Consider the following 23190-nt stretch of genomic DNA (forward strand, 5'->3'; position numbering starts at 1 on the left):
CCGCCAACTGCCAAGGAGAAGAATTCCATGACCGTTCGCGTCTTCATCAACGGCTTCGGCCGCATCGGCCGCAATGTCCTGCGCGCCATCGTCGAGGGCAAGCGCAAGGATATCGAGGTCGTCGGCATCAACGATCTCGGCCCGGTGGAGACCAATGCGCACCTCCTGCGCTTCGACTCGGTGCACGGCCGCTTTCCGGCCGAGGTGTCGGTTGACGGCGACCACATCGTCGTCGCCGGCAAGCGCATCAAGGTGACGGCGATCAAGGATCCGGCCGAGCTGCCGCACAAGGCGCTGAACGTCGATGTCGCCATGGAGTGCACCGGCATCTTCACGACCCGCGACAAGGCCGCGGCGCATCTGAAGGCCGGCGCCAAGCGCGTGCTCGTTTCCGCGCCCTGCGACGGCGCCGACCTGACCGTGGTCTACGGTGTCAACCACGACAAGCTGACCAAGGATCACGTGGTCGTGTCGAACGCGTCCTGCACCACCAACTGCCTCGCCCCGGTGGTGTCCGTGCTGCACAAGGCTGTCGGCATCGACAAGGGCTTCATGACCACGATCCATGCCTATACCGGCGACCAGCCGACGCTGGACACCATGCACAAGGATCTCTACCGCGCCCGCGCCGCGGCGCTGTCGATGATCCCGACCTCGACCGGCGCGGCCAAGGCGATCGGCCTCGTCATTCCCGAGCTGAAGGGCCGCCTCGACGGCACCTCGATCCGCGTGCCGACGCCGAATGTCTCGGTCGTCGACTTCAAGTTCATGGCCAAGCGCAAGACCACGGTCGAGAAGATCAACGAGGCCATCCTGAAGGCGGCCAAGCGCGGCGCGCTGAAGGGCATTCTCGGCGTTACCGATCAGCCGAACGTCTCGATCGACATGAATCATGATCCGCATTCGTCGATCTTCGCGCTCGACCAGACCAAGGTGATGGACGAGAAGTTCGTCCGTATCCTGTCCTGGTACGACAACGAGTGGGGCTTCTCGAACCGCATGAGCGATACCGCCGTTGCCCTCGCCAAGCTGATCTGAACCGCGACATGGGGCCGTCCCGACGAAGGGGCGGCCCCTCTTTTTTCGGGACCTGCACCATGAGCTCTTTCCGCACCCTCGACGCAGCCGATGTCAGCGGCAAACGCGTCCTCGTCCGTGTCGACCTGAACGTTCCCATGGAGAACGGCGAGGTGACCGACGTGACCCGGCTGGAGCGCATCGTGCCGACCCTGGTCACCTTGGCCGACCGCGGTGCGAAGGTGATCATCCTCGCCCATTTCGGCCGGCCCAAGGGTGTCGATCCCAGCCAGTCGCTGAAGCCCGTCGTGCCGGCGCTCGCCCACGTCCTGAAGCGCCCGGTGGCTTTTGCCGAGGACTGCATCGGCGAGGTCGCGCGCAAGGCGGTCGAGGCCATCAAGCCGGGCGAGATCCTGGTGCTGGAGAATACCCGGTTCCACAAGGGCGAGGAAAAGAACGATCCCGATTTCGTCAAGGCGCTGGCCGAGAACGGCGATCTCTGGGTGGCCGACGCCTTTTCCGCCGCGCATCGCGCCCACGCGTCGACCGAAGGCCTCGGCCATGTCCTGCCGGCCTATGCCGGGCTGACCATGCAGGCCGAGCTGGAGGCGCTGACGAAAGCGCTCGACAAGCCGAAGCGGCCGGTGGTCGCGGTGGTCGGTGGCGCCAAGGTGTCCTCCAAGATCGACCTTCTGGAGAACCTCGTGACCAAGGTCGATGCCTTGGTCATCGGCGGCGGCATGGCCAACACCTTCCTGCACGCTCAAGGGGTGAAGGTCGGCAAGTCGCTGGCCGAGAAGGATCTGGCCGAGACGGCGCTGCGCATCATGGAGAAGGCCGAGGCCGCCAAATGCGCGATCATCCTGCCGGTCGATGCCACCATTGCCTATCATTTCCAGGCCAATGCGCCGGCCTTCGCCTATGGCCTCGACGCCATTCCGCATGATGCCATGATCCTCGATGTCGGCCCGCAGTCGATCACCCGGATCCAGGGCGCCATCGACGATGCCGCGACGCTGGTGTGGAACGGTCCGCTCGGGGCCTTCGAGCTGCCGCCCTTCGACAAGGGCACGGTGGCGGCGGCGCGCCATGCCGCCGAGCGCACGGCCAAGGGCAAGCTGCTGTCGGTCGCCGGCGGCGGCGACACCGTGGCCGCGCTCAATCAGGCCCATGCGGCCGATCGCTTCAGCTATGTCTCGACCGCCGGCGGCGCCTTCCTCGAATGGCTCGAAGGCAAGCCCCTGCCGGGCGTCGAGGTGCTTCGGAGCTGACCAGTCCCGCGACGCCCGGTCCCGGCCGGGCGTCCTTCATTCTGACGGAGGAACACCATGGCACGCATCACGCTTCGCCAGCTTCTCGACCACGCCGCCGAGCATCAGTACGGCGTGCCGGCCTTCAACATCAACAATATGGAGCAGGCCCTCTCGATCATGGAGGCGGCCAACGCCGTCGACGCTCCGGTGATCATCCAGGCCTCGCGCGGCGCCAGGTCCTATGCCAACGACATCATGCTGAAGCACATGATGGACGCGGTCACCGAGATCTATCCGCACATTCCGGTCTGCGTGCATCTCGACCATGGCAACGAGCCGGCGACCTGCATGACCGCCATCCAGGCCGGTTTCACCTCCGTCATGATGGACGGCTCGCTGAAGGCCGACGGCAAGACCCCCGGCGACTGGGACTACAATGTCGGCGTCACCAAGACGGTGACCGACATGGCCCATCTCGGCGGCATCTCCGTCGAGGGCGAGCTCGGCGTGCTCGGCTCGCTGGAGACCGGCGAGGGTGAGAAGGAAGACGGTCACGGTGCCGAGGGCAAGCTCAGCCACGACCAGCTGCTGACCAATCCCGACGAGGCCGTGAAGTTCGTCAAGGAGACCAAGGTCGATGCCCTGGCGATCGCCATGGGCACGTCGCACGGTGCCTACAAGTTCTCGCGCAAGCCGGACGGCAAGGTCCTGGCCATGCATGTCATCGAGGAAATCCACCGCAAGCTGCCGACGACCCACCTCGTCATGCACGGCTCGTCGTCGGTGCCGCAGGAGCTGCAGGACATCATCAACACCTACGGCGGCCAGATGAAGCCGACCTGGGGCGTGCCGGTGGAGGAGATCCAGCGCGGCATCCGCCACGGCGTGCGCAAGATCAACATCGACACCGACAATCGCATGGCGATGACCGGCCAGATCCGCAAGGTGCTCGCCGAGAGCCCGAGCGAGTTCGATCCGCGCAAATATCTGAAGCCGGCAATGGAAGCGATGACCAAGCTCTGCCGCCAGCGCCTGGAGGAATTCAACACTGCCGGCCAGGCTTCGAAGATCAAGAGGATCATCACGCTCGCCGATATGGCCAAGCGTTATGCCAAGGGCGAGCTCGATCCGAAGATTGCCTGAGGGCGAGGGGCGAGATAGCGAGTAGCGAATGGCGGCGCCCGGGACATCGGGCGCCGCCTTTTTGTTGCGGCGAGCGGCGAACGGGGCGTGCTTCGACGCGGATCCCCCTTCGCCATGCGCCAATTGGCGGTACCCTACTTGTTCGCGTCGATCGTGATCGTGAACAGGCTGAGCACGGCGAGCGGCGAGCCGCGCGCGGCGACCGCGAGGGCGGCAAGCGGCGTATCGCTCTTCGGGGTCGCGGTCACCGTCAGCGACTTCGGATCGTCGAGGAAGGTATTCGCGGCGCTGGAGATCTGGGCGACCAGCAGCTTGTCGGTGATGAACTGCGCGACGCTGGCGGCGATCTGGGCCTTGATCTGCTCGGTCAGGGCGTCCTCCTCGACACCGGCCTGTTCGGCCGTATGCGACAGGAACGCGCCGACCGCGCCGTTCTCCTTGTAGGTAAGGGTCAGCGGCCCGGCCTTGGCCGAAAGCCCGAGCAATGCGGCCGTTCCCGGCAGGCCTTCCACCGCGGCGCGATCGATGCCGCCGATGGTGAGATTGCCCGTCAGCGTGCCGATATCCTCCGCGTCGATGTTGAGCCGCTGCAGACGCAGCTCGCGGGCGGCTTCGGCATATTCGATGTCGATTTCCGCCGAGAAGGTGATCTTGTCCTCGATGCCGATGGGGGCGAGCTGCGCGCGCTGGCGCGCATCGGTCACGGGGGCCTCGAAGCCGGTCGCGCGCAGGCGCAGGCGGGTCGGCACCAGGCCGACCCGCGGTCCGGCGTCCACTTCGAGCTTCTGCAGGGACCCCGCCGGCCGGCCGGCCGTGACGACCGCGATGTTCTCCGCGAGCAGGCGACGGACATCGGGATAGGCGGTCAGCGGCGGCGTCGCGCTCGGATTGTAGCGGCCCTCGGCGAAGTCCTTGCCGAGCGCCAAGAGGCCGGTCGCGTCGATACCCTCGATCATGAAGCGGCCGATGGTGGTCTTCTGCTGGTTCGGCTGCTCTGCGGCGATCCCGGCCATTTCGATCGAGCCGATCTTGCCCTGGGTGATGCCGGCGATGGCGAAGCGCTGCATTTCGAAGCCGCGCCCGCCATCGTCCGCGCCGCGGAAATTGGTCATTTCCACGAGGCTGAAGTCGAGCCGGGAGAGAACCTCGACCAGGGCGCCGAAGGCGCGCCGGCGCGCCGGCTCGTCGGTGCCGCTGGTCGCGGCCTCGAAACCGGTCAGATCCTGGCTCAGCGCCACCAGCGAACGTTCGCCCGGCCGCATCGCCACCTTGCCGATCGCGATGCGCTCGATCGTGAAGGGGCGTCCGGCTGGGTTGGTGCCGCGCAGCTGCGAGAGGCTGGCGCTTTCCAGCACCTCGGCCGTGTTGCCGCCGGTGCGCACACCCGCCGTCAGGTCGTAGCCGACGAAACGCATCGTGCCGAACTCGACCTTGCGGTCGCCCTTGTCCGGATTCAGCACGGCGCTCGCGATGGTCAGCTCGGCCATCTTGCCCTGGGCGTAGCCGTTGACGGCCAGCGTATTGTAGGTGGTCTCCTCGGCCGTGCCCTGGTGCCGGCGGACGATGGTCAGCGTCGGCGCGGCGATCGTGTCGGCGGAAAACTTGGTTGCAGCCTGCTCGCTTGCGCCTGACAGGAAGGGTTCGCGAGAGGCGAAGCTGGCGAGAACCGCCGCGAACGAGCCGCGGACGCCGTTCAGCTCGGCGGTGGGCAGGCGGTAGACTTGGCCGTCGGGCGTCGTGCCCTCGAGATCCTCCAGCTTGATCCGGGCGCCGGAGAGGGCATCGCCGGTCCCGCCGGTGATCGTCGCGCGGGCGATCTTGACACCGAGGGGCCGGTCGCCGGTCGAGGCGAAGGTGATGTTGGTCAGGACCTGCGCCCCACCTTCGTCCCGCGCGTCGCCGAAGGCCGCGCCGGAGACGGGCAGGGCGCCAAGCGCCTGCAGGGCCGCCGCCTTCAGGTCGTCGGCGGGGCCGGCCATCGCCGCCGTGTTGAGAACGAGGAGGAGGCCGGCCGAGAGACGCAAACTCGCAACGGAGGGAAACATGGTGCTTGTCCTGACCTTGGATCGGGCAATCTTATCGTGATCGACCGCCGTGATCGTCTTGGGGCGAGCCCCGATGCGACCAGGCGAAATCCGCGCGACCCTCGCCTGCGGTTGTTTCCGAACGATGTCGGAGCGGCATTTTTTCCGTGAACCCCTCCCATTTTTTGCCGCTTTCGGCCATAGGGTGGCTCATCATGGTCAAATCCGCGCCAACAGACATTGTCGAAACCCAGCTCGTGCTCGTCACGCCGCCCATTGCGGCGGCCGAAGCAATCGTGCCGTCGCTTCACGCCGCGCTCGCCGGCGGCCCGGTCGCCGCGGTCATCGTCCGGCTGACCGCGCCCGGCGACCGCGCCAGCGTCAATATCGTCAAGGCGCTCGCCCGGGAGGTGCAGCCTGCCGGCGCGGCGCTGATGATCGAAGGCGCGATCGACGCGGTCGCGCGCGGCGGCGCAGACGGCCTGCATATGAGCTTCGACGAAGCGCGCCTGGCCGAGGCGGTTGAGCGGCTGAAACCCGAGCGCATGGTCGGCGTTGCCGGCCTGAAGTCGCGTGACGATGCCATGAGCGCCGGCGAGCGTGGCTGCGACTACGTGATGTTCGGCGATGCCATGGTGTCGCGCCAACCGGAGAAGAACGGCCAGCTGCCGCCCTTCACGGCGGTGGTCGAGCGCGTCGCCTGGTGGGCCGAGCTGTTCGAGGTGCCGGTGGTCGGTTTCGCCCCCGATATTGCGGGCGCTGCCCGTCTTGCCGCCGTGAAGGCCGATTTCGTCGCGCTCGGCGAAGCGATCTGGGACCATCCGGATGGACCGGAACGCGCCGTCGCGCTGGCGCATGCCGCCTGCCGCCAGGGGAGCGCCGGGTGAGGCTCAGCCATGTCGTTCTCTGCCTTGGCCTCGGCTTCGGGATAGCCCTGGCGACGGTGATGCCGGCGCTTGCGCAGCAGCGCACCGCGCCGACCCCGACGCCGCGGCCGGCAGCGCCGGGCCAGCCGCCCGCGTCCCGCCCGGCCGCGCGGCCCCCCGCCGCTACCGCTGCCGCCGCGGACCTGGCCTTCGGCGCCTACCAGCGCGGCCAGTATCTGACCGCGATGCGCGAGGCGACGCAGCGGGTCGAGACGGCGCCGGACGCGGTGACCATGACCCTGCTCGGCGAGCTTCATGCCAACGGGCTGGGCGTGCCGCAGAACGACCAGAAGGCGCTCGGCTGGTATCGGCTCGCGGCCGACCGGGGCGACCGCAATGCGATCTTCGCCATCGGCATGATGCATGTCGATGCGCGCGCCGGGCTGGTCCGCGATCCGGCCGCCGTCAAGGCGCTGTTCGAGCGTGCGGCTGCCCTCGGTCATCCCGCGGCCGGCTACAATCTCGGCATCATGGCGATGTCCGGCCAGGGCGGGCCTGCCGACGCGGCGCAGGCCGCCCGCTGGTTCCAGAGCTCGGCGGATCTCGGCAACGCCGATGCCCAATATGCGCTGGCGGTTCTGCTGAAGGACGGCAACGGCGTACCGGCCGACCCGGTGCGCGCGGCCGACTACATGGCCAAGGCGGCACGCCAGGATCTCGTCGAGGCCGAGATCGACTACGGGGTGATGCTGTTCAACGGCCAGGGCGTCGCGAAGGACGAGGCTGCGGCCGCGCGCCTGTTCCGCCGGGCGGCGCTGCGCGGCAACCCGCTGGCGATGAACCGCTATGCGCGCCTGCTCGCCAGTGGCCGCGGCGTCGCCGCGGATCCCCAGGCGGCGGCACAGTGGCACACGGCCGCGCGCCTGCTCGGCGCCGAGGATGCCTGGCTCAGCGATTTCGTCGCGAAGCTCGACCCGGTCCAGCGCGAGGCCGCCGAGCGCGGCGCACGCATCTGGCTGCGCTGACCGGCCCGGTGGCCGGCCCCTGCGCGCCGATCAACTTTGGTCTGCCGGCTTGACCAGTCGCCGCCGGGCGGGCATGACCGCCCTTCACGGACCTTAGAGAACGCCATGCTCCGCTCTGCCCTGCTCAATGTGATGGTCGGCGCCGCCCTGAAGGCTGGCCGCGGCCTCAAGCGCGACTTCGGTGAGGTCGAGAACCTCCAGGTGTCGATGAAGGGGCCGGGCGATTTCGTTTCCGCCGCAGACCGCAAGGCCGAGCAGGTGCTGCGCACCGAACTCCTCAAGGCGCGGCCGGGTTACGGCTTCGTCGGCGAGGAGGGCGGGCGCGTCGAGGGCGCGGACAAGACCCACACCTGGATCGTCGACCCGCTGGACGGGACCACCAATTTCCTGCACGGCATCCCGCATTTTGCCGTCTCCATCGGCCTCGAGCGCGACGGCGTGCTGGTCGCGGGCGTCATCTACAATCCGGCGAACGACGAGCTCTATGTCGCCGAGCGCGGCACCGGCGCCTTCCTGAACGACAGGCGTTTGCGCGTCTCGGCGCGGCGCAAGGCCGAGGATTCGGTGGTCGGCTGCGGCATTCCCCATATCGGCCGGGGCGACCATGTCCAGTCGCGCAACGAGACCAAGATCGTCCAGTCGCGGTTCGGCGGCCTGCGCGCCATGGGGGCCTGCTCGCTCGACCTCGCCTATGTCGCGGCCGGCCGCTACGACGGTTTCTGGGAGCGCAACATTTCGCCCTGGGATATCGCGGCGGGCATCGTCATTGTCCGGGAAGCGGGCGGTTTCGTCACCGACTGCGACGGCTTCGACAACATGCTGATCAACGGCACGGTCTGTGCCGGCAACGAGCCGATCCAGAAGGCGCTGCTCGGCGCGGTGAAGGAAGGCCAGAAGGGCTGAGGGCTGGCGCATGGGGCAGGCCAAGCGGCGCAGGGAGGCCGGTGAGCGCGTCGCCCATTGCCGCACCTGCACCTATTGCTGCGTCCTGCCGGACATCCACGCGCTCGACAAGCCCGCCTACAAGCCCTGCCGCCACATCGCCGGTGGCGGCTGCTCCATTTTCGGCGCTCCGGAGCGGCCGACGGCCTGCCTCGCCTATGCCTGTGCCTATCTCGCGGCACGGCTGACCGACAGTCCCGATCGCAACAGGATCCCGCATCCGCTCGACTGCGGTGCCTATTTCCACCGTGACCCGGTCGAGCCGGTGGTCTTCCTGTTCGTCGACCCCGCGCGTCCGCAGCTGTGGAAGGCGACGGCGGTCGCCGAGCTCATGAAGGCGGAGCTGGCGCGCGGCAACCGCCTGTTCATCACCGACCGCGGCCGCCAGATGGTGATCCGTGACGCCTATCTCTTCAGCCAGGTCCTGGCGCGCGACTTCGTGGCCATCGCCGATGCCGAGGGCCGGCCGCTCGACGTGCCGAGCTTCCGCTGACACGCCTGAAACGGCCGATACCCCCAATTCCGGTGGTGCCGATTTACCGGCCCTTAAATCCGCCGGGGGCAAGATAACCTTAGGGAACGGCGTAGGCGATGTATCGCGAGATCCACGAGGTCGGTATCGAAGAGCGGGCGCATGCGCCGGCCATCGCGGGCTTGCTCGCGGTCTGGACAGGCCTGCACGCGCGCTATGGCTACGCGCCTTTCGATCCCTTCGATCCGCAGGAGCTCGGCCCGGACGCGGACGATCTCATCGTCATGGTGCCAATCGGCGACGCCGACTATGTCTACGTGCACCAGGGCGCCAATGTCAGGGCCGCGGTCGGGCTCGACATGACCGGCCGGCGCACCAGCGATGTCGCCGGCGCGAGCGGCAGCTTCTTTCGCGAAGTCTACAACCGGGTTCTCGCCGACCAGCGGCCATTGTTCACGCTGCATCGGGGCACGATCGCCTCCGACGTCCATTTGTGGGAACGCCTGATCCTGCCGTGCCGGGACAGCGACGGCTCGCAGGTGATCGTCGTGTTCAGCAAGCCGCGCGAATTCCGCGATGATCTGCTGAGCGCCATTCTCGATGCGTCCCTCGACGGCATCCTCGCCGTGCGCATCATCCGCGATGCGGAAGGCCGGCCGGTCGACGGCAGCTTGATTGCAGCCAACCGCCGAGCGGCCCAGTTCCTCGGCCGCTCGGCGGACGATCTCGCGGACGGTCGGCTGATCGAGGCGGTGCCGGGCATGGTCGAGGCCGGCATCTGGCAGCGCTGCGTCGGGGTCGCCGAAACCCGTACCGCGGCCGAATTCACCGTGCCCTACACGGACGAGTTCGGCGAGCGGTGGTTCGAAATGGTCGCCGCGCCGCTCGGCGACGGCTTCATGATCAATTTCGCCGACATCACCCAGCGCCGGATGGCCGAGGAAGCGGCAGAGCTGAAGCGGCTGGAATATGCCGCGGCCAACGAGGCCCTGCGCTCCGAGATCGCGCGGCGCCAGGCGCTCGAGATCGAGCTGAGCCGGCTCGCCGCCATCGACTCGCTGACCGGCACTCTCAATCGCCGGGCGCTGACCGAAGGGCTGCAGGCGGCCCTCGCGGAGGCGCGACGCGAGACGCTGCCGATCAGCGTCGTGCTTATCGATCTCGACCACTTCAAGGCCATCAACGACACGTTCGGCCATGCCGGCGGCGACGCCGTCCTCAAACAGGCGGTGCGCACGCTCACCGAAGGGCTGCGCGCACAGGTCGACCTGCTCGGCCGCCTCGGCGGCGAGGAGTTCGTCCTGGTGTTTCCCGGCCTCGACATTGCCGAGGCGATGGCCGCGGCGGAGCGGGCGCGAGCCGCCCTCGGCTCGGCGCAGGCCTGGCACGAGAGCATCGCCATCCGCTGCACGGCCTCTTTCGGCGTCGCGTGCTGGGACGGCCGCGAAAGCATGGACCGGCTTCTGTCGCGCGCGGACCATGCGCTCTATCGAGCAAAGGCGGCCGGCCGCAACATGGTGCTGGCCGATAACGGTCACTGGTCGGGCCGCGGCACCAGCCCCGACGCCGATGTCGGCCTCGTCCCCGGCGCGGATATCGTGCCGTTCAAGCCGAGCACCCGCGGCCGCGGCCGCCGGCGCACCAAGAGTTCCGCCGATCAGGCCTGAAGCCGCCAGATCAGATGGGCGAGGGCGGCGTCCGGTGCGACCGGGTCGAAGCCGGGCATCTGATGCCGGAACCAGGTTTCCTGGCGCTTGGCATAGGCACGGGTGTCGGCCTGGCCTTTGGCAATCGCATCGGCAAGGGGCAGGCGGCCCTGGAGATGGGCGATCAGGCCCGGCACGCCGTGGGCGCGCATGACCGGCAGGGCCGGATCGAGCTGGCGCGCTGCCAGTGCCTCCACTTCCGCAAGGGCCCCTGCGGCGATCATGGCCGTGAATCGTTCGTCGATGCGGCGGCGGAGCGCCGTCCGGTCGACGCTGAGGAAAACGGCCCTGCAGGACGCCATAGCCAAAGGCGGCGGGCCGCGACCGTCGGCCTGCCAATGAGCGAGCGGCCGGCCGGTCGCGACGAAGACCTCGAGCGCCCGCAGCACGCGTTGCGGATCGTTCGGCCGCAGCCGCGCCGCCGTTTCCGGATCGAGGGCGCGCAGGCGCTCGTGCAGGGCCGGGGCCGGCAGGCCTTCGGCTTCGGCCCGCAGGCGCTGGCGGACCGCGTCGGGCACGGCCGGAATGTCCGATAGCCCCTGGGTCAGCGCCTTGAAATAGAGGCCGGTACCGCCGATGACGATCGGCAGCAGACCTTCGGCGCCGGCCGCGTCGATTTCGGCAAGGGCCGCATCGAGCCAGCGGGCGACGGAGAAGTTCACGGCGCCGTCGATCGTGCCGTACAGCCGGTGCCGGGCAGCGGCGAGGTCGGCCGCGTCGGGCCGTGCGGTGATGATCGCGAGATCGCGATAGACCTGCATGGAATCGGCATTGATCACGACGCCGCCGAAGCGCTGTGCGAGCGCGATCGCGAGGGCCGACTTGCCGCTGGCGGTCGGACCTGCGATGAGAACGGCCTTCCTTTTGGCTCCCTCAGCAGGACCTGCGGCTTGGCTCACGTCGTCACCCTTGTTTCTCATCCGGCCCGCCCGGCCGTCGACCCGGCGGCGGTCGCAGCGGTCACCGCGCTCCTGCCCGATGCCGGCGCCGCCGTGACGCTCTCGCCGGGCATTGCCGTCGACATCCCCTTCGCATCGCCCGTGGCGGTCGACAAGCGCGCGCTGGCCGATCGGCTCCGCGGCGCCTTGGCCGGCGTCCCCGTCGACCTCTTCGTGCAGCGTGCCGCGGAAAGGCGCAAGCGCCTGTTCCTCGCCGATATGGATTCGACCATGATCGGCCAGGAATGCATCGACGAACTCGCCGACAAGGTGGGCGTCAAGGCGCATGTCGCCGCGATCACCGAACGGGCCATGCGCGGCGAGATCGATTTCGAGCCGGCGCTGCGCGAGCGCGTCGCCCTGCTGAAGGGCCTGCCCGCCGCGGTGGTCGACGAGGTCATCGCCGAACGCATCACCTTGACGCCGGGAGGCCGCACGCTGGTGCGCACGATGCGCGCCAACGGCACCTATACGGCGCTCGTGTCCGGCGGCTTCACGCTGTTCACCGGCCCGGTGCACGCCATGCTCGGCTTCGACGAACATCGGTCGAATGTGCTGGTCGTCGAGGGCGGCCGCTTCGCCGGTCGGGTCGAGGAGCCGATCCTCGGACGGGAGGCCAAGCTTGCCGCTCTGCTGGAACTGCGGGAGCGGTTCGGGCTCGCTCCGGTCGAAACCCTCGCGGTCGGCGACGGCGCCAACGATCTCGCCATGATCGGCGAAGCGGGCCTCGGCGTCGCCTATCGGGCCAAGCCCAAGGTGGCAGAGGCGGCCGGCGCCCGCATCGACCATGCCGACCTGACCGCGCTGCTCTATGCGCAGGGCTACCGGGACGCCGATTTCGTCGCCTGACCGGTCGCTGCGGCCTGCAAAGAGAAGGGCGGGCCTTTCGGCCCGCCCCGCTGATGGCAAGGGACAACCGGCAGTGTCAGCGCAGATTGAGCGCCACGAAGCGCCGGTCGCCTTCGGCATTGGCGATGAGGAACAGCGCGGAATTGCGCCCCTCGGCCTTCAGCGCTTCGATCCGGCGCGATACGTCGGTCGGCGAATTGACCGCCTCGTTCTGCACTTCCAGGATCACGTCGCCGGCCTGGATGCGCCGCTCGGCGGCCTTCGAGTTCGGGTCGACCTGGGTGATGATGACGCCGCGGGCGTCGTCACGCAGGCGATAGCGCTGGCGCAGGTCGGCGGTCACCCCCGAAAGCTGCAGCCCGAGCGTCGACACGGTCGGGTTCTCGCGCGGGCGCTCGGTCGGCTGCCGGCCGGCGGACGCCTGCTGGATATTGCCCTCGCGTCGGCCGAGCGTGACGGTCAGCGTCTCCTCGCGCCCGCCGCGCATGATCACCACCGGCACCGCCTTGCCGACGGCGGTCTCGGAAACGATGCGCGGCAGCTCGCGCGAGCTGCGCACTTCCTTGCCGTCGAAGCGCAGTACGACGTCGCCGGTGCGCAGACCCGCCGGCGCGGCCGGACCGTTCTGCTCGACGCCGGCGATCAGCGCGCCGCGCGCACCACGCAGGTTGAGGCTTTCGGCGATCTCGTCGGTCACCTCCTGGATGCGCACGCCGAGCCAACCCCTGCGGGTCTCGCCGAACTCGCGCAACTGCTCGATCACCGGCTTGGCGGTATTGGCCGGCACCGCGAAGGCGATGCCGATATTGCCGCCGGACTGCGAGAAGATCGCCGTGTTGATGCCGATCACCTCGCCGGCCATGTTGAACAGCGGGCCGCCGGAATTGCCGCGATTGATGGCGGCGTCGGTCTGAATGTAGTTGTCGAACGGACCCGACTGGATGTCGCGGTTCTTGGCTGAGACGATGCCGGCGGTGACGGTGCCGCCCAGCCCCAGCGGATTGCCGATCGCCATGACCGGCTCGCCGATGCGGATCTTGTCGGAATCGGCGAGCGGCACAGCCCTCAGCGGGCGCTCCGGCTTCACCCTGAGCACCGCGATGTCGATCTCGCGATCGCGGCCGACGATTTCCGCCTTCAGGCGCGTGCCGTCGTTGAAGATGACCGTCACCTCGTCGGCGCCGTCGATCACATGATTGTTGGTGATGATGATGCCGGACGGGTCGATGACGAAGCCGGAGCCGAGCGACGACTGCCGGCGCTGCTGCGGCGACGGCTGCCCGGGGGCGCCCGGGCCACCTTCGCCGCGGCGGCGGAAGAATTCCTCGAACAGCTCGTCGAACGGCGTGCCCGGACCCGGGCGTCCTTCGCGATTGCCCGGCGCGCCGCCCGGCGGCCGGGGCGCGGCGGTGTCGATCCGCGTCTGCGTGGAGATGTTGACCACGGCGTCGATGACGCGTTCGGCCAGATCCGACACGTCGATCGCGGTCCGGGCTTCGGCCGGCGGAGCGAAGGCCGGCGCCAGCGACGCGGGCAGGCCGAGCGCCAGCCCGAGGGCGGCGACGGCGATGCCGCCACGAAGCCGGACAGAGGAAGACTTGGTGCGCGCCATGGCGGATCCTCGTAAATTGACCTGGTCCGCCGGCCCAAGGCCGTCCGGACCCCTCGATCGTGGCCGCGGAAAAGACACCCGCCATGTTTCGGCGGAATGTCGTCACGGCCTACTCAACCATCAAATGGGGCAAATTGGCGGCCGGGGAAAGAGGGGGCTTCGGTCATGACCGGGCCTCATGTGCGGATGCGGGCGCGGCGCCGCCTGGCCGGCAAGCCGGAAGCTATTGATGCGGCTCCCGCTTTGCGGAAAATCAAGGGTGCCGGCGGGGAGCGCGCCTCGGCGAAGGTTGGCCCCGAGGCTCAGCCCCGCCGGGCGCGCTGCGCGGATATCGGACGCATCGGCCCGCGGCAGGCGCGGGCTCCTCATTCGCCCCGGTCCTGCGGCCGCAAGACGGCCTCCGCGTGGGACAGCATGAAGGGCCGCAGCTGGGTGCGCAGAAATTCGAGCAGCGTCCTGATCTTCAGTGGCCGATGATTCCTGTGCGCGCAGACAAGGTTCAGCGGCATGCTGGGCACCCGCCATCCCGGCATGAGCTCGACGAGATCGTCCGTGTCTCCGCTCTTGAGCAGCCAGCCGGGCAGCACCGCGACACCGTGGCCGCTCGCGCAGCGATGCATCAGCGTCTCGGCGTCATTGGCGATGAAGTCGCCTTTCACGCGCACGGAGCGGCGCGCCTCGCCGCGCTGAAACGTCCAGGTCTGCGCGCCGCCGCCTGAGGCGAAGCACAGGCAGTTTCGGTCGACGAGCTCGGCCGGATCGGCCACCATGCCGTGGCGCCCGACATAGCCGGATGAGGCGACCAGGCGCTGGTCGACATAGCCGATCATGCGGGATGGGTGCTCGCTTTCCGGAATGCGTCCGACGCGGATCGCGACGTCGATGCCGTCGGCCGCCAGATTGGCGAGCTTGTTGCTCATGATCATCTCGATCCGCGTCTGCGGAAAGCGCGCGAGGAAGTCGTCGATGATCGGCGCCACGACCACCCGTCCGAGCGTGGTCGGGCAGGCGACGCGAATGAGGCCGACAGGCTCCACGCGCCGGTTGCGGATCTCGTCCTGGCATTCCTCGAGCGCGCTGAGAATGGTCGCGAGCTGGCCGCGGAAGCGCTCGCCCTCCTCGGTGACGGTCACCGACCGCGTGGTACGGCGCAGGAGCTGGACTCCGAGCTGCGCCTCCAGTCCCGCCACCATGCGGCTGACCTGCGACTGTTGCAGGCTCATATCCTCGGCCGTGCGGCTGAAGCTCGCGGTCTCTGCGACGCGCAGGAACGCGCGATAGGCCTGAAGCGTGTCCATTCATGCAGGATGGACATAAATCTAATCCCTCATCCAGTCTTTTTCGGCGGTCATCGCGCCGTCATCGTTTCGTTCCGTATCGGGAGCGAGCGGATCAATCCTGCCGGAAAAGACGCGGAGGCAATCCGCGCGGCGGCTTCCAGGCTCGCTTTCGACCGGCGCCGCGGCATCCGCCCGGCTTGGGCCTCGTCAGCTTCCGGGGGGAATATGAGCCTTGACCGTCGTTCGATCCTGAAATGGAGCGCGGCCGCCGTCGCTGCTCCACTCGTCGCTCGCAGCGCACGGGCGCAAGGCGGCGACACGATCGTCATCGGCGGCTCCGTGCCGCTTTCGGGACGCGCCGCCGAAACCGGCCTCAACGTCAACAACGGCTATCTCGCCGCGCAGAAGTTCTTCAACGAGGAACTGGGCGGCGTCGAGATCGCCGGCAAGCGCTACAAGATCGACGTGCGGCTGTTCGACGATGCCTCCGATCCAGCCCGCGCCTCGACGCTGATCCAGCGGCATATCGACCAGGGCGTCGATTTCTTCCTCGGCTCGTTCGGTTCCAACATCGTGCTGCCGACGGCAGCCATCGTCGAGCGCGCCAGGAAGCCGATGATGCAGACCGGCGGCGCCTCCGACCAGATATACACCCAGGGCTACAAGAACATCTTCTGCATGTTCCCCCGCGCGTCCCGCCAGCTCTACAACACGATCGAATATTTCAAGGTGCTGAATCCTGCGCCGAAATCGATCATGGTGGCGATGGCGAACGACGCCTTCTCCAAGACGCTGGCCGAGGGGATGATCGCCTATGGCCGCGGCAAGGGGCTGCCGATCAACGATGTCCTGACGCTGCCGGAGAACATCACCGACGCGTCGAACCTGGTGAACCAGGTCCGCTCAAAGCGGCCCGACGTGCTGCTTGCCACCACCCACGACCAGAACTCGCTGCTCATCGCGCGTCAGCTCATCTCGTCCAATGTCGACGTGCCGCTGCTCTTCCTGACCCTCGGCCCGCAGCTCCATTCGTTCCGCGAGGCGCTGGGCAATCTCGGCAACGGCCTCTATTTCCAGCAGTTCTGGGACGAGCGCGCGCCCTACAAGGATGCCTTTTTCGGCTCCGCCCAGAATTTCGCCACCTACTACAAGAAGCACTTCACCCGGCCCATGGCCTATCACACGGCTTCGGGCGCGGCCTGCATCGTCGCCTATGCCCACGCGATGAAGGCCGCCAATTCGCTCGATCCGGTAAAGGTCCGCGACGCGCTGGCGGCGCTGGATGTCGAGTCGCTCTATGGCCGCATCAAGTTCACGGCTGAAGGCGACGGCGATCCGATCCTGCTCGGCTCGACCGTCGGCCAGGTGCTCGGCGGAACGCCCGAGGTCGTCTTCCCCGATGCCGGCAAGACCGCGACCGCCGTCTATCCGGCGCCGACCTGGGCTTCGAAGCGCAGGTAGAGACGGGTCATGCTATCGCTCCAGACATTGGCCGACGGGCTCGTCCTCGGCGGCCTCTTCTCGCTGGCCGCCGTCGGCTTCTCGCTGCTGTTCGGCGTGCTGGGCGTGGTCAATCTCAGCCACGGCGCCTTTGTCCTGATCGGCGGCTATGCAGCCTGGTCGATCTGGCATTTCGCGGGCATCGACCCGCTGCTGGCGCTGCCGATCGTCATGATCGGCATGTTCGGCCTCGGCTACGCCTTCCAGAGGACCATCATCCAGTGGGCGACGCAGCGCGCCAGCCTGCTGGCGTCCATGCTGCTGACCTACGGCTTCGCGCTGATGATCCGCAACGCGCTGGTGCTGGCCTATTCGCCCGACTTCAAGAGCATCACGCCGTCCTATGCCTTCGACGCGCTCACCATCGGCGAGGTGACGCTCGGCCTGACCCGCGTCGCCGCGCTGGTGGTCAGCATCGTCCTGCTCGGCCTTCTCGCCGCGCTGCTGCAGTTCTCGAGCCTCGGCCGCGTCATCCGCGCGACCGCCCAGCAGGAGCAGGCTGCGGCGTTGTGCGGCGTCGACATCCGGCATGTCTTCGCCATGACCAGCGGACTCTCGGCGGCCTTCGCCGGCGCGGCCGGCGTCGCCATCGGCCTCGTCCTGCCGTTCTCGCCGCCCGACGAGACGCTCTGGACGGTCAATGCCTTCGTCGTCGTGACGCTTGGCGGCATCGGCAGTCCGGCGGGTGCGCTGGTCGGGGGCCTCATCCTCGGCATCGTCAACACCACGACGGCCCAGCTGGTCGGCGCGGCCTTTCCCAATGCCATGATGTTCCTGCTTCTCGTGCTGATGCTGATCGCCCGCCCGGCGGGCCTGCTCGGCCACAGCTTTCGGGGGTCGCGATGATCCGCTTCGTCGCCCCCCGTGCGGCCTGGACCGCGATCGCGCTGACGGCGTGCGGCGCGCTGCTGCTGGCGCTGCTGCCGTTCTTCATGGCGCCCTACAGCATCCGGGTCGGCCAGCTCTTCATTCTGGCCGCGGGGCTTGCCGTCGCCTGGACCATCCTTGGCGGCTTCTCCGGCTATTGGAGCTTCGGCAATGCCGCATTCGTCGGCACCGGGGCCTTCGCCGCGGCGCTGACGCAGGTTGCAATGGCTGGCTCGCCGCCGCTTCTCGCCTTCGCCGCCGGCCTACTCGTCGCCATCGTCGTCAATGGGACGATGGCGTTGGCGATCGCCTGGCCGATCCTGCGGCTGCGGGGCATCTATTTCGCCATCGCGATGCTCGGCGTCAGCCAGGTCTGCTATGAGCTGGTCAGCAATATCGACGCGCTCCGCGGCGCCATAGGGCTCAATCTCGTCGACATCGTCCCACGCAACATCGCGCCGGAACGCTTCTACTACTGGGCGCTGCTTGTCTGCGCGGTCGCCATCACGGTCGTTGCGATCGTCGTCCGCTACACCAGGATCGGCTACGGTCTCATCGCCATTCGCGAGGACGAGGACACGGCGCGCATGCTGGGCGTGCCGACCACCCGCTACAAGATCCAGGCCTTCGTCATCTCGGCCATGCTGACGGCTGTGATGGGGGTCATCTACGCCCAGAACCTCGGCTACATCACCGGCAATTCGGTCTACCGCAACGAGTTCAATCTCAACGTCATCGTCTATTCGCTGCTTGGCGGCATGGGTTCGATCATCGGCCCGATCCTCGGCGCCGGCCTGATGACCTATGTGACACAGGTCCTGCTGGGCGATCTTCTCGATATCCATATGTTCGTCACCGGCCTCTTGCTGGCGATCCTGGTGCTCGCTGCACCGAACGGCCTGCTCGGCCTCTACGATGCGTGGCGGCTCCGGCTGCGGCGCCGGCGCGAGGAGCAGACGCCATGAGCACAACGGGATCGTCTGCCCCCATTCTCGATGTCTCCGGCCTCTCCAAGTCGTTCCGTGGCCTCAAGGCGATCCAGAACGTCAGCCTGCTGGTGCCCGAGGGGGCGATATGCAGCCTCATCGGCCCGAACGGTGCCGGCAAGTCGACCTTCTTCAACCTGCTGACCGGCTACTTTCCACCCGATGCCGGCACGGTGCGTTTCGACGGCCGGGACATTACCGGGCAGGCGCCGGAGGTCATCGCGCAGCTCGGCATCGCCCGGGCGTTCCAGATCGCCAAGCCCTTTCCCGGGATGAGCGTGCGCGAGAACGTGCGTATCGGCGCGCTGTTCGGCAGGTCCGGCCGGCGCGACGTCGAGGCGGAGACCGACAATGCCCTCCGCCTTGCCGGCCTCGTCGCATTGCAGCAGCGGGAGGCGCGGGAACTGACGGTAGGCCAGCTTCGGCGGCTCGAGGTTGCCCGCGCGCTGGCGGCAAGGCCGTCCCTGCTGCTCGCCGACGAGCCCTGCGCCGGCCTCAACCCGACGGAGACGGCGGAAATGGTGGACATCCTGCGCCGGATCCGCGCGGCCGGCGCGACGGTCCTGCTCGTCGAACACGACATGAGCGCGGTGATGACCGTCTCGGACCAGGTCATGGTGCTGGAGGCAGGGGTGTTGATCGCGCAGGGAACACCGGCGGAGGTGACGCAGGATGCACGCGTCATCGCAGCCTATCTGGGAACAGAAGAATGACGTTCATCAAGAAGCAGGAACTGTCGGCGGAGGCCCGCAAGGCGCGTGGCGCCGCGGCGCTGCGGAAGGCCGAGGCGACGCGCGGCTATCTGCTGCCCTACCACCGCATGCTGTGCGCGCACGACCCTGATCTCATGGAGGCCTATGACGCCTACTACAGGGAACTGACCCTGATCGAGCGCTCCTTCACCTATTTCGAACGCGAGGTTGTCTGGCTCGTCCTGCTCGCGGCGGCGCGGGAGGCCTATGGCGACATCCACATGCCGCGGGCCGAGGAGTCGGGCCTCACGGCCGCGCAGATCCACGACTGCATGGCCATTGCCGGCGTTGCCGAGGCCTTTCCGGTCATGGCCTTCTCCACGAACTGGTCACGCTGGATCGCCGAGGCCGAGATCGAGGCGCGCTACGCGAAGATGGTGGAGGCCGCGCGCGGCGATCTGCCGGCCGTGATCACCGAGATCGCCCTCGTCACCGCCCACGCCGCCCGCAGGTCGCATGCCGGCATGCGGTTCCATCTGAAGCGCGCCTTCGCCATGGGCGCGACGGCGGCCAAGGTCGCGGAAGGCGTGTCCTACGTCATTCTGCCTTGCGGCGGGCCGGTGCTGGTCGACGCCTGCAATGTCTGGGACGAAGCGGCGCGCGCGGGTCTCTGTCCTCCGCCCTGGCACGTGGACTGAATGCGATGCTGGAGGTCGGCGGGCTCGGCTATTCCTACGCGGGCGCCATCGCGGTTCGCGATGTCACGTTGCGCGTGACCGCGGGCGAGATCGTTGCGTTGCTCGGCGCCAACGGCGCCGGCAAGTCGACGACGGTCCGGATGATCGCGGGGGCCCTGCGGCCTCAGCGCGGCCGCATCGTCTTCGACGGTCAGGACGTGACCACGGCAGCGTGTCACGACATGGTGCCGCGCGGTGTCGCTCTCTGTCCCGAAGGCCGGCTCGTCATGCCGCAGATGACGGTGCGCGAGAACCTCCTGATGGGCGGCTACACGCAGCGTGACCGCACCGCCCGGGACGCGGCCATGGAGGAGATGTTCGCCATCTTCCCGCGGCTTGCCGAGCGGCGAGGCCAGGTCGCCGGGCTGATGAGCGGCGGCGAACAGCAGATGCTCGCCATCGCCAGGGCGCTGATGAGCCGGCCGAAGCTGCTGATCCTCGACGAGCCCTCGCTCGGCCTGGCGCCGAAGCTGGTGCGCGAGCTGTTCGACCTGATCCGGTCCGTCAATGCGCGCGGCACCAGCATCCTGCTGGTCGAGCAGAACGCCCGGCAGGCGCTGCGCATTTCCAATCGTGCCTATGTGCTCGAGAAGGGCGTGACGGTGCGCGAGGACGCCTCGGAAAAGCTCATTGGCGACGATGCCATCCGCTCGGCATTCCTGGGCGCCTGACGGCGACGGTGACCGCGCCTCTTGGCGCCGCCCGCGCGCGCGTCACTGCCGTTCGGCGCGTGAGCTCAAGGCCGTTCGCGGACCGCGCTTTCGGGGCCGAAGGCGGCATCGACCGGCACCTGCAGGCCGGTCGCCAGGCGATTGGTTTCACTCGCCATTCCGACCACCGCCAGGAGTTCCATGAACTGGGCGTCGGTCATGCCCTTGGCGCGCGCCGCGGCCCGGTGCGAGCGGATGCAATATTCGCAGGAATTGGCGACCGAGACCGCCACATAGAGCATTTCCTTGGTCAAGGGATCGAGCGCGCCCGGCGCCATCACCTGTTTCAGGCTCTCCCAGGTGCGCTTCAGCGTGACCGGATCGTGGGCGAGCGCACGCCAGAAATTGTTGACCGTGTCCGTGCCGCGCACGGCCCGGATGTCGGCGAATACGGCGGCCGCTTCCGGCGTGAGCTGATCGTCATCGAGGAGGGGCACGGTCGACATCGGGGCCTCCGGTTTCCGGGGCCATGGGCTTGGGCCCATGGCCATGCGCGCCAAGCGCTCAGCAGGCGAATTCTTCGATCAGGCCGGCAAGAATGGTGCCGCGCGGCGTGATCGAGCGGATGTCGCAAAACTCTTCCTTGGTGTGGATGCCGCCGCCCCATACGCCGAGGCCGTCCAGGGTCGGAACGCCGAGAGCGCCGGTGAAATTGCCATCCGAGCCGCCGCCCGACTGCATATGGTCGAGCGGGAAGCCGTGGCGCTCGGCAATGGCCTTGGCCTTGGCATACATCGCCATGGTGCCGGCATTGGCGACGAAGAGCGGCCGCACGGGGCCCGCCTCGATGGTGACGCTGGTGCCGGGGAAGGGCGCTCGCAATGTGCGCAGGCGGACGTCGATGTCGTTGACGTCGTCCGGCGTCGCCGCGACGCAGAGCACCTCGGCCGAGCAGATCACTGGCACGACATTGACCCAGGTGCCGGCATTCACCCGGCCGACGGCGAACGTCTGGCCGCGCTCGTAGTCGGACCAGTCTTCGACGGTCTCGATGATCCGCGCCATGGCCCTGATGGCGCTGATGCCGCGGCCGATGGCGGCGCCGGCATGCGAGGGCTTGCCGTGGACGTGGATGTTGTAGCGCAGCACCGCATGCCGGCCGGACACGCAGACGTGGTCGCGGCCCGGCTCCGGCACCAGCACATGGGCGGCCTTGCGGGCCTCGGCCTCGATCGCGGCGCGCGAGGACGGGCTGCCGACCTCCTCGTCCGGAATCAGCACCACCGTCACGGAGCGCTTCAGCTTGCCGCCCTTGGCGGCGATCAGCTTGCCGAGCACGTGCAGGGCCAGCACCGTGCCGCCCTTCATGTCGGTCACCCCCGGGCCGTAAAGCTTGTCGCCATCGCGACGGATGGGCAGGGGACCGGCCAGCGTGCCGATCGCGTGGACCGTATCGACATGGGCGAGGATCAGCAGGCCCGGCCCGGGCTCCTGGCCATCGAGCCGGCCGATGACCACGTCGCCGAAGCCCATCGTGCCGGCCTGGCGTTCGATGCGGAAGCCCATCGCCTTGAGGTCCGCCGCGCCCTCGTCGAGCATCCGGTTGACCGCCGCGGCATCGTAGGTGGGGCTTTCGATCGCGGCCCAGCGGATGATATCGGCGACGACGGCTTCGACATCGGTGGTGACGGGCATGCAAGGCTCCTGGCGAGAACATGCCGGACGCGCCTGGCTTCGGCACGCTCCCGGACAATGCGGCGGACATGACGGGCGAACCTGGCGGCCGTCGCATCGGCCTCCCGTACTCCCAGCCGCGAAGACTAGAGGCCTTCCTTGCCGGGCGTCTACGCGCTTTGCCGCTACCGAGCTATGATGCCGAAATTCTCGCCGCCGAAGCGCTGCTCGATCTGTCTCAGGCGGGTGTCGTGGTCGTCCCAGTTGAACAGGCCACGGCCGACGCCGGAGCCAGGTACGGCGTTGAGGGCCGGCGGCGCCGACAGGCCGCGGGCGAGCGGCGAGCCGATGGCGTTGAGGTAGAGCAGCGCGCGCCGGCAATATTCGGCCGAAAGCGGGCTGATGCGCGCCTCCTCCCAACCCACGCGGTACTTCATGAGGGCCTGGCAGACATTGCCGCCCGAGCGCTCCCAGGCGCCGGCGAGATAGGTCACACCGACGCGGATATTGGTGTCCGGCTCGAACAGCTCCTGCGGCGTTCCGGTGAAGCCGGCTTCGCGCGCGATGGTGGCGCGCACCTGCATGAGGCCGATCTCATCGGATGCGCCGACCGCTTGCGGATCATAGGCGCTCTCGATCATCGCGACCGCGTCGGCAAGGTCGATCGGCACCTTGCTCGCCTCGGCATATTTGCGCACCGTCGCAAGATGCGCCTCGCGGCCGGTCGGATAGCGCTGCTCTGGGAAGGGCCGGCCTTCGACGCGCCGGGTCGGTGCCTCGGCGAAGGGCGGCGGAATATGCGGCGTGGGCGGCTGCGCCGGGGCTTCCGCTTCCGCGGCAGGGGCTGCCGGCGCAGCCGGCACGTCGGCCGGTCTGGCCGCCGGCATGGGCGCATGGGCGACCGTCGGAGCGCTTTCCTCGACCGCGGGCGGGGTCGGACGGGCATTGGCGGCAGCG

General features: G+C 68.4%; 22 protein-coding genes. 15 read left to right on the forward strand and 7 right to left on the reverse strand.

The features are described from left to right. Nucleotides 1-27: 27 nt before the first annotated feature. Genes gap through fba form a run of 3 tightly spaced genes read left to right on the forward strand, consistent with a single transcriptional unit; the run spans nucleotide 28 to nucleotide 3413 of the window. On the forward strand, nucleotides 28-1038 hold the full coding sequence (gene gap, locus OZ671_RS10515) for a type I glyceraldehyde-3-phosphate dehydrogenase (RefSeq protein ID WP_038310126.1): 1011 nt from the start codon (nucleotides 28-30) through the stop codon (nucleotides 1036-1038). A gap of 59 nt (nucleotides 1039-1097) precedes the next feature. Continuing rightward, the gene (locus tag OZ671_RS10520) at nucleotides 1098-2288 is read left to right on the forward strand and encodes a phosphoglycerate kinase (RefSeq protein ID WP_038310128.1); all 1191 of its coding nucleotides are present in this window, start codon (nucleotides 1098-1100) and stop codon (nucleotides 2286-2288) included. 57 nt (nucleotides 2289-2345) lie between these two features. Continuing rightward, the gene (fba, locus tag OZ671_RS10525; protein ID WP_268860714.1) at nucleotides 2346-3413 is read left to right on the forward strand and encodes a class II fructose-bisphosphate aldolase; all 1068 of its coding nucleotides are present in this window, start codon (nucleotides 2346-2348) and stop codon (nucleotides 3411-3413) included. Between the two features lie 134 nt (nucleotides 3414-3547). On the opposite strand, the gene OZ671_RS10530 is transcribed toward fba, so the two are convergent. Next, complete coding sequence (locus tag OZ671_RS10530; RefSeq protein ID WP_268860715.1) at nucleotides 3548-5458, reverse strand: hypothetical protein; 1911 nt, start codon at nucleotides 5456-5458, stop codon at nucleotides 3548-3550. Nucleotides 5459-5652: 194 nt separating this feature from the next. Between OZ671_RS10530 and OZ671_RS10535 the strand changes: the two genes are divergently transcribed. From OZ671_RS10535 to OZ671_RS10555, 5 genes are all read left to right on the forward strand, one after another. Then, on the forward strand, nucleotides 5653-6324 hold the full coding sequence (locus tag OZ671_RS10535) for a thiamine phosphate synthase (RefSeq protein ID WP_268860716.1): 672 nt from the start codon (nucleotides 5653-5655) through the stop codon (nucleotides 6322-6324). Beyond that, on the forward strand, nucleotides 6321-7328 hold the full coding sequence (locus OZ671_RS10540; protein WP_268860717.1) for a tetratricopeptide repeat protein: 1008 nt from the start codon (nucleotides 6321-6323) through the stop codon (nucleotides 7326-7328). Before OZ671_RS10535 ends, OZ671_RS10540 begins: the two co-directional genes overlap by 4 nt. 105 nt (nucleotides 7329-7433) lie before the next feature. Then, complete coding sequence (locus OZ671_RS10545) at nucleotides 7434-8231, forward strand: inositol monophosphatase family protein (RefSeq protein ID WP_038310184.1); 798 nt, start codon at nucleotides 7434-7436, stop codon at nucleotides 8229-8231. 10 nt (nucleotides 8232-8241) lie between these two features. Beyond that, a complete protein-coding gene (locus OZ671_RS10550) occupies nucleotides 8242-8763 on the forward strand; it encodes a hypothetical protein (RefSeq protein WP_268860718.1) in 522 nt (173 codons plus the stop codon). Between the two features lie 98 nt (nucleotides 8764-8861). Beyond that, nucleotides 8862-10409, forward strand: a complete 1548-nt coding sequence (locus tag OZ671_RS10555) for a sensor domain-containing diguanylate cyclase (protein WP_268860719.1) — start codon at nucleotides 8862-8864, stop codon at nucleotides 10407-10409. On the opposite strand, the gene miaA is transcribed toward OZ671_RS10555, so the two are convergent. Continuing rightward, nucleotides 10400-11347 (reverse strand): tRNA (adenosine(37)-N6)-dimethylallyltransferase MiaA, encoded by a 948-nt coding sequence (gene miaA, locus OZ671_RS10560; RefSeq protein WP_268860720.1) that lies wholly within the window; start codon nucleotides 11345-11347, stop codon nucleotides 10400-10402. The two genes, OZ671_RS10555 and miaA, sit on opposite strands and share 10 nt — an antisense overlap. On the opposite strand from miaA, the gene serB reads away from it, so the two are divergent. Beyond that, complete coding sequence (gene serB, locus OZ671_RS10565) at nucleotides 11339-12235, forward strand: phosphoserine phosphatase SerB (RefSeq protein ID WP_268860721.1); 897 nt, start codon at nucleotides 11339-11341, stop codon at nucleotides 12233-12235. The two genes, miaA and serB, sit on opposite strands and share 9 nt — an antisense overlap. A 76-nt stretch (nucleotides 12236-12311) precedes the next feature. Here the strand turns inward: serB and OZ671_RS10570 are convergent, their stop codons facing one another. After that, nucleotides 12312-13847 carry a Do family serine endopeptidase gene (locus tag OZ671_RS10570; protein ID WP_268860722.1) on the reverse strand — a complete coding sequence of 512 codons (1536 nt, stop codon included), beginning with the start codon at nucleotides 13845-13847 and terminating at the stop codon, nucleotides 12312-12314. A gap of 365 nt (nucleotides 13848-14212) precedes the next feature. After that, nucleotides 14213-15145: a LysR family transcriptional regulator gene (locus OZ671_RS10575; RefSeq protein ID WP_268860723.1), complete on the reverse strand. Its 933-nt coding sequence runs from the start codon at nucleotides 15143-15145 to the stop codon at nucleotides 14213-14215. Between the two features lie 207 nt (nucleotides 15146-15352). Here OZ671_RS10575 and OZ671_RS10580 point away from each other — a divergent pair, with 207 nt between their 5' ends. From OZ671_RS10580 to OZ671_RS10605, 6 genes are read left to right on the forward strand one after another with little or no spacing between them, the layout of a single operon-like run. Continuing rightward, on the forward strand, nucleotides 15353-16588 hold the full coding sequence (locus OZ671_RS10580) for an amino acid ABC transporter substrate-binding protein (RefSeq protein WP_268860724.1): 1236 nt from the start codon (nucleotides 15353-15355) through the stop codon (nucleotides 16586-16588). A gap of 9 nt (nucleotides 16589-16597) precedes the next feature. Further along, entirely contained in the window at nucleotides 16598-17473 is an 876-nt protein-coding gene (locus tag OZ671_RS10585) for a branched-chain amino acid ABC transporter permease (protein WP_268860725.1), read from the forward strand. Then, a complete protein-coding gene (locus tag OZ671_RS10590) occupies nucleotides 17470-18459 on the forward strand; it encodes a branched-chain amino acid ABC transporter permease (RefSeq protein WP_268860726.1) in 990 nt (329 codons plus the stop codon). The genes OZ671_RS10585 and OZ671_RS10590 overlap by 4 nt, the downstream gene beginning before the upstream one ends. Next, nucleotides 18456-19193, forward strand: a complete 738-nt coding sequence (locus tag OZ671_RS10595) for an ABC transporter ATP-binding protein (protein WP_268860727.1) — start codon at nucleotides 18456-18458, stop codon at nucleotides 19191-19193. The genes OZ671_RS10590 and OZ671_RS10595 overlap by 4 nt, the downstream gene beginning before the upstream one ends. Beyond that, entirely contained in the window at nucleotides 19190-19870 is a 681-nt protein-coding gene (locus OZ671_RS10600; protein ID WP_268860728.1) for a carboxymuconolactone decarboxylase family protein, read from the forward strand. The genes OZ671_RS10595 and OZ671_RS10600 overlap by 4 nt, the downstream gene beginning before the upstream one ends. Nucleotides 19871-19875: 5 nt before the next feature. Continuing rightward, nucleotides 19876-20580 (forward strand): ABC transporter ATP-binding protein, encoded by a 705-nt coding sequence (locus tag OZ671_RS10605; protein WP_268860729.1) that lies wholly within the window; start codon nucleotides 19876-19878, stop codon nucleotides 20578-20580. Nucleotides 20581-20645: 65 nt separating this feature from the next. Here the strand turns inward: OZ671_RS10605 and OZ671_RS10610 are convergent, their stop codons facing one another. From OZ671_RS10610 to OZ671_RS10620, 3 genes are all read right to left on the reverse strand, one after another. Next, nucleotides 20646-21065 carry a carboxymuconolactone decarboxylase family protein gene (locus OZ671_RS10610; RefSeq protein WP_268860730.1) on the reverse strand — a complete coding sequence of 140 codons (420 nt, stop codon included), beginning with the start codon at nucleotides 21063-21065 and terminating at the stop codon, nucleotides 20646-20648. A 58-nt stretch (nucleotides 21066-21123) separates the two neighbouring features. Beyond that, complete coding sequence (locus tag OZ671_RS10615; RefSeq protein WP_268860731.1) at nucleotides 21124-22254, reverse strand: M20/M25/M40 family metallo-hydrolase; 1131 nt, start codon at nucleotides 22252-22254, stop codon at nucleotides 21124-21126. Between the two features lie 164 nt (nucleotides 22255-22418). Next, on the reverse strand, nucleotides 22419-23190 hold a 772-nt coding region (locus OZ671_RS10620; RefSeq protein WP_268860732.1), incomplete at its 5' end, for a lytic transglycosylase domain-containing protein.

It is taken from the genome of Phreatobacter sp. AB_2022a (assembly GCF_026847585.1).
GTDB lineage: Bacteria > Pseudomonadota > Alphaproteobacteria > Rhizobiales > Phreatobacteraceae > Phreatobacter.

Bases quoted from the DNA above. Each gene is read 5' to 3' on its own strand.
- gap (WP_038310126.1), top strand. From the start codon at position 28: ATGACCGTTCGCGTCTTCATCAACGGCTTCGGCCGCATCGGCCGCAAT.
- OZ671_RS10520 (WP_038310128.1), top strand. From the start codon at position 1,098: ATGAGCTCTTTCCGCACCCTCGACGCAGCCGATGTCAGCGGCAAACGC.
- fba (WP_268860714.1), top strand. From the start codon at position 2,346: ATGGCACGCATCACGCTTCGCCAGCTTCTCGACCACGCCGCCGAGCAT.
- OZ671_RS10530 (WP_268860715.1), bottom strand. From the start codon at position 5,458: ATGTTTCCCTCCGTTGCGAGTTTGCGTCTCTCGGCCGGCCTCCTCCTC.
- OZ671_RS10535 (WP_268860716.1), top strand. From the start codon at position 5,653: ATGGTCAAATCCGCGCCAACAGACATTGTCGAAACCCAGCTCGTGCTC.
- OZ671_RS10545 (WP_038310184.1), top strand. From the start codon at position 7,434: ATGCTCCGCTCTGCCCTGCTCAATGTGATGGTCGGCGCCGCCCTGAAG.
- OZ671_RS10550 (WP_268860718.1), top strand. From the start codon at position 8,242: ATGGGGCAGGCCAAGCGGCGCAGGGAGGCCGGTGAGCGCGTCGCCCAT.
- OZ671_RS10555 (WP_268860719.1), top strand. From the start codon at position 8,862: ATGTATCGCGAGATCCACGAGGTCGGTATCGAAGAGCGGGCGCATGCG.
- OZ671_RS10570 (WP_268860722.1), bottom strand. From the start codon at position 13,847: ATGGCGCGCACCAAGTCTTCCTCTGTCCGGCTTCGTGGCGGCATCGCC.
- OZ671_RS10575 (WP_268860723.1), bottom strand. From the start codon at position 15,145: ATGGACACGCTTCAGGCCTATCGCGCGTTCCTGCGCGTCGCAGAGACC.
- OZ671_RS10580 (WP_268860724.1), top strand. From the start codon at position 15,353: ATGAGCCTTGACCGTCGTTCGATCCTGAAATGGAGCGCGGCCGCCGTC.
- OZ671_RS10585 (WP_268860725.1), top strand. From the start codon at position 16,598: ATGCTATCGCTCCAGACATTGGCCGACGGGCTCGTCCTCGGCGGCCTC.
- OZ671_RS10590 (WP_268860726.1), top strand. From the start codon at position 17,470: ATGATCCGCTTCGTCGCCCCCCGTGCGGCCTGGACCGCGATCGCGCTG.
- OZ671_RS10595 (WP_268860727.1), top strand. From the start codon at position 18,456: ATGAGCACAACGGGATCGTCTGCCCCCATTCTCGATGTCTCCGGCCTC.
- OZ671_RS10600 (WP_268860728.1), top strand. From the start codon at position 19,190: ATGACGTTCATCAAGAAGCAGGAACTGTCGGCGGAGGCCCGCAAGGCG.
- OZ671_RS10605 (WP_268860729.1), top strand. From the start codon at position 19,876: ATGCTGGAGGTCGGCGGGCTCGGCTATTCCTACGCGGGCGCCATCGCG.
- OZ671_RS10610 (WP_268860730.1), bottom strand. From the start codon at position 21,065: ATGTCGACCGTGCCCCTCCTCGATGACGATCAGCTCACGCCGGAAGCG.
- OZ671_RS10615 (WP_268860731.1), bottom strand. From the start codon at position 22,254: ATGCCCGTCACCACCGATGTCGAAGCCGTCGTCGCCGATATCATCCGC.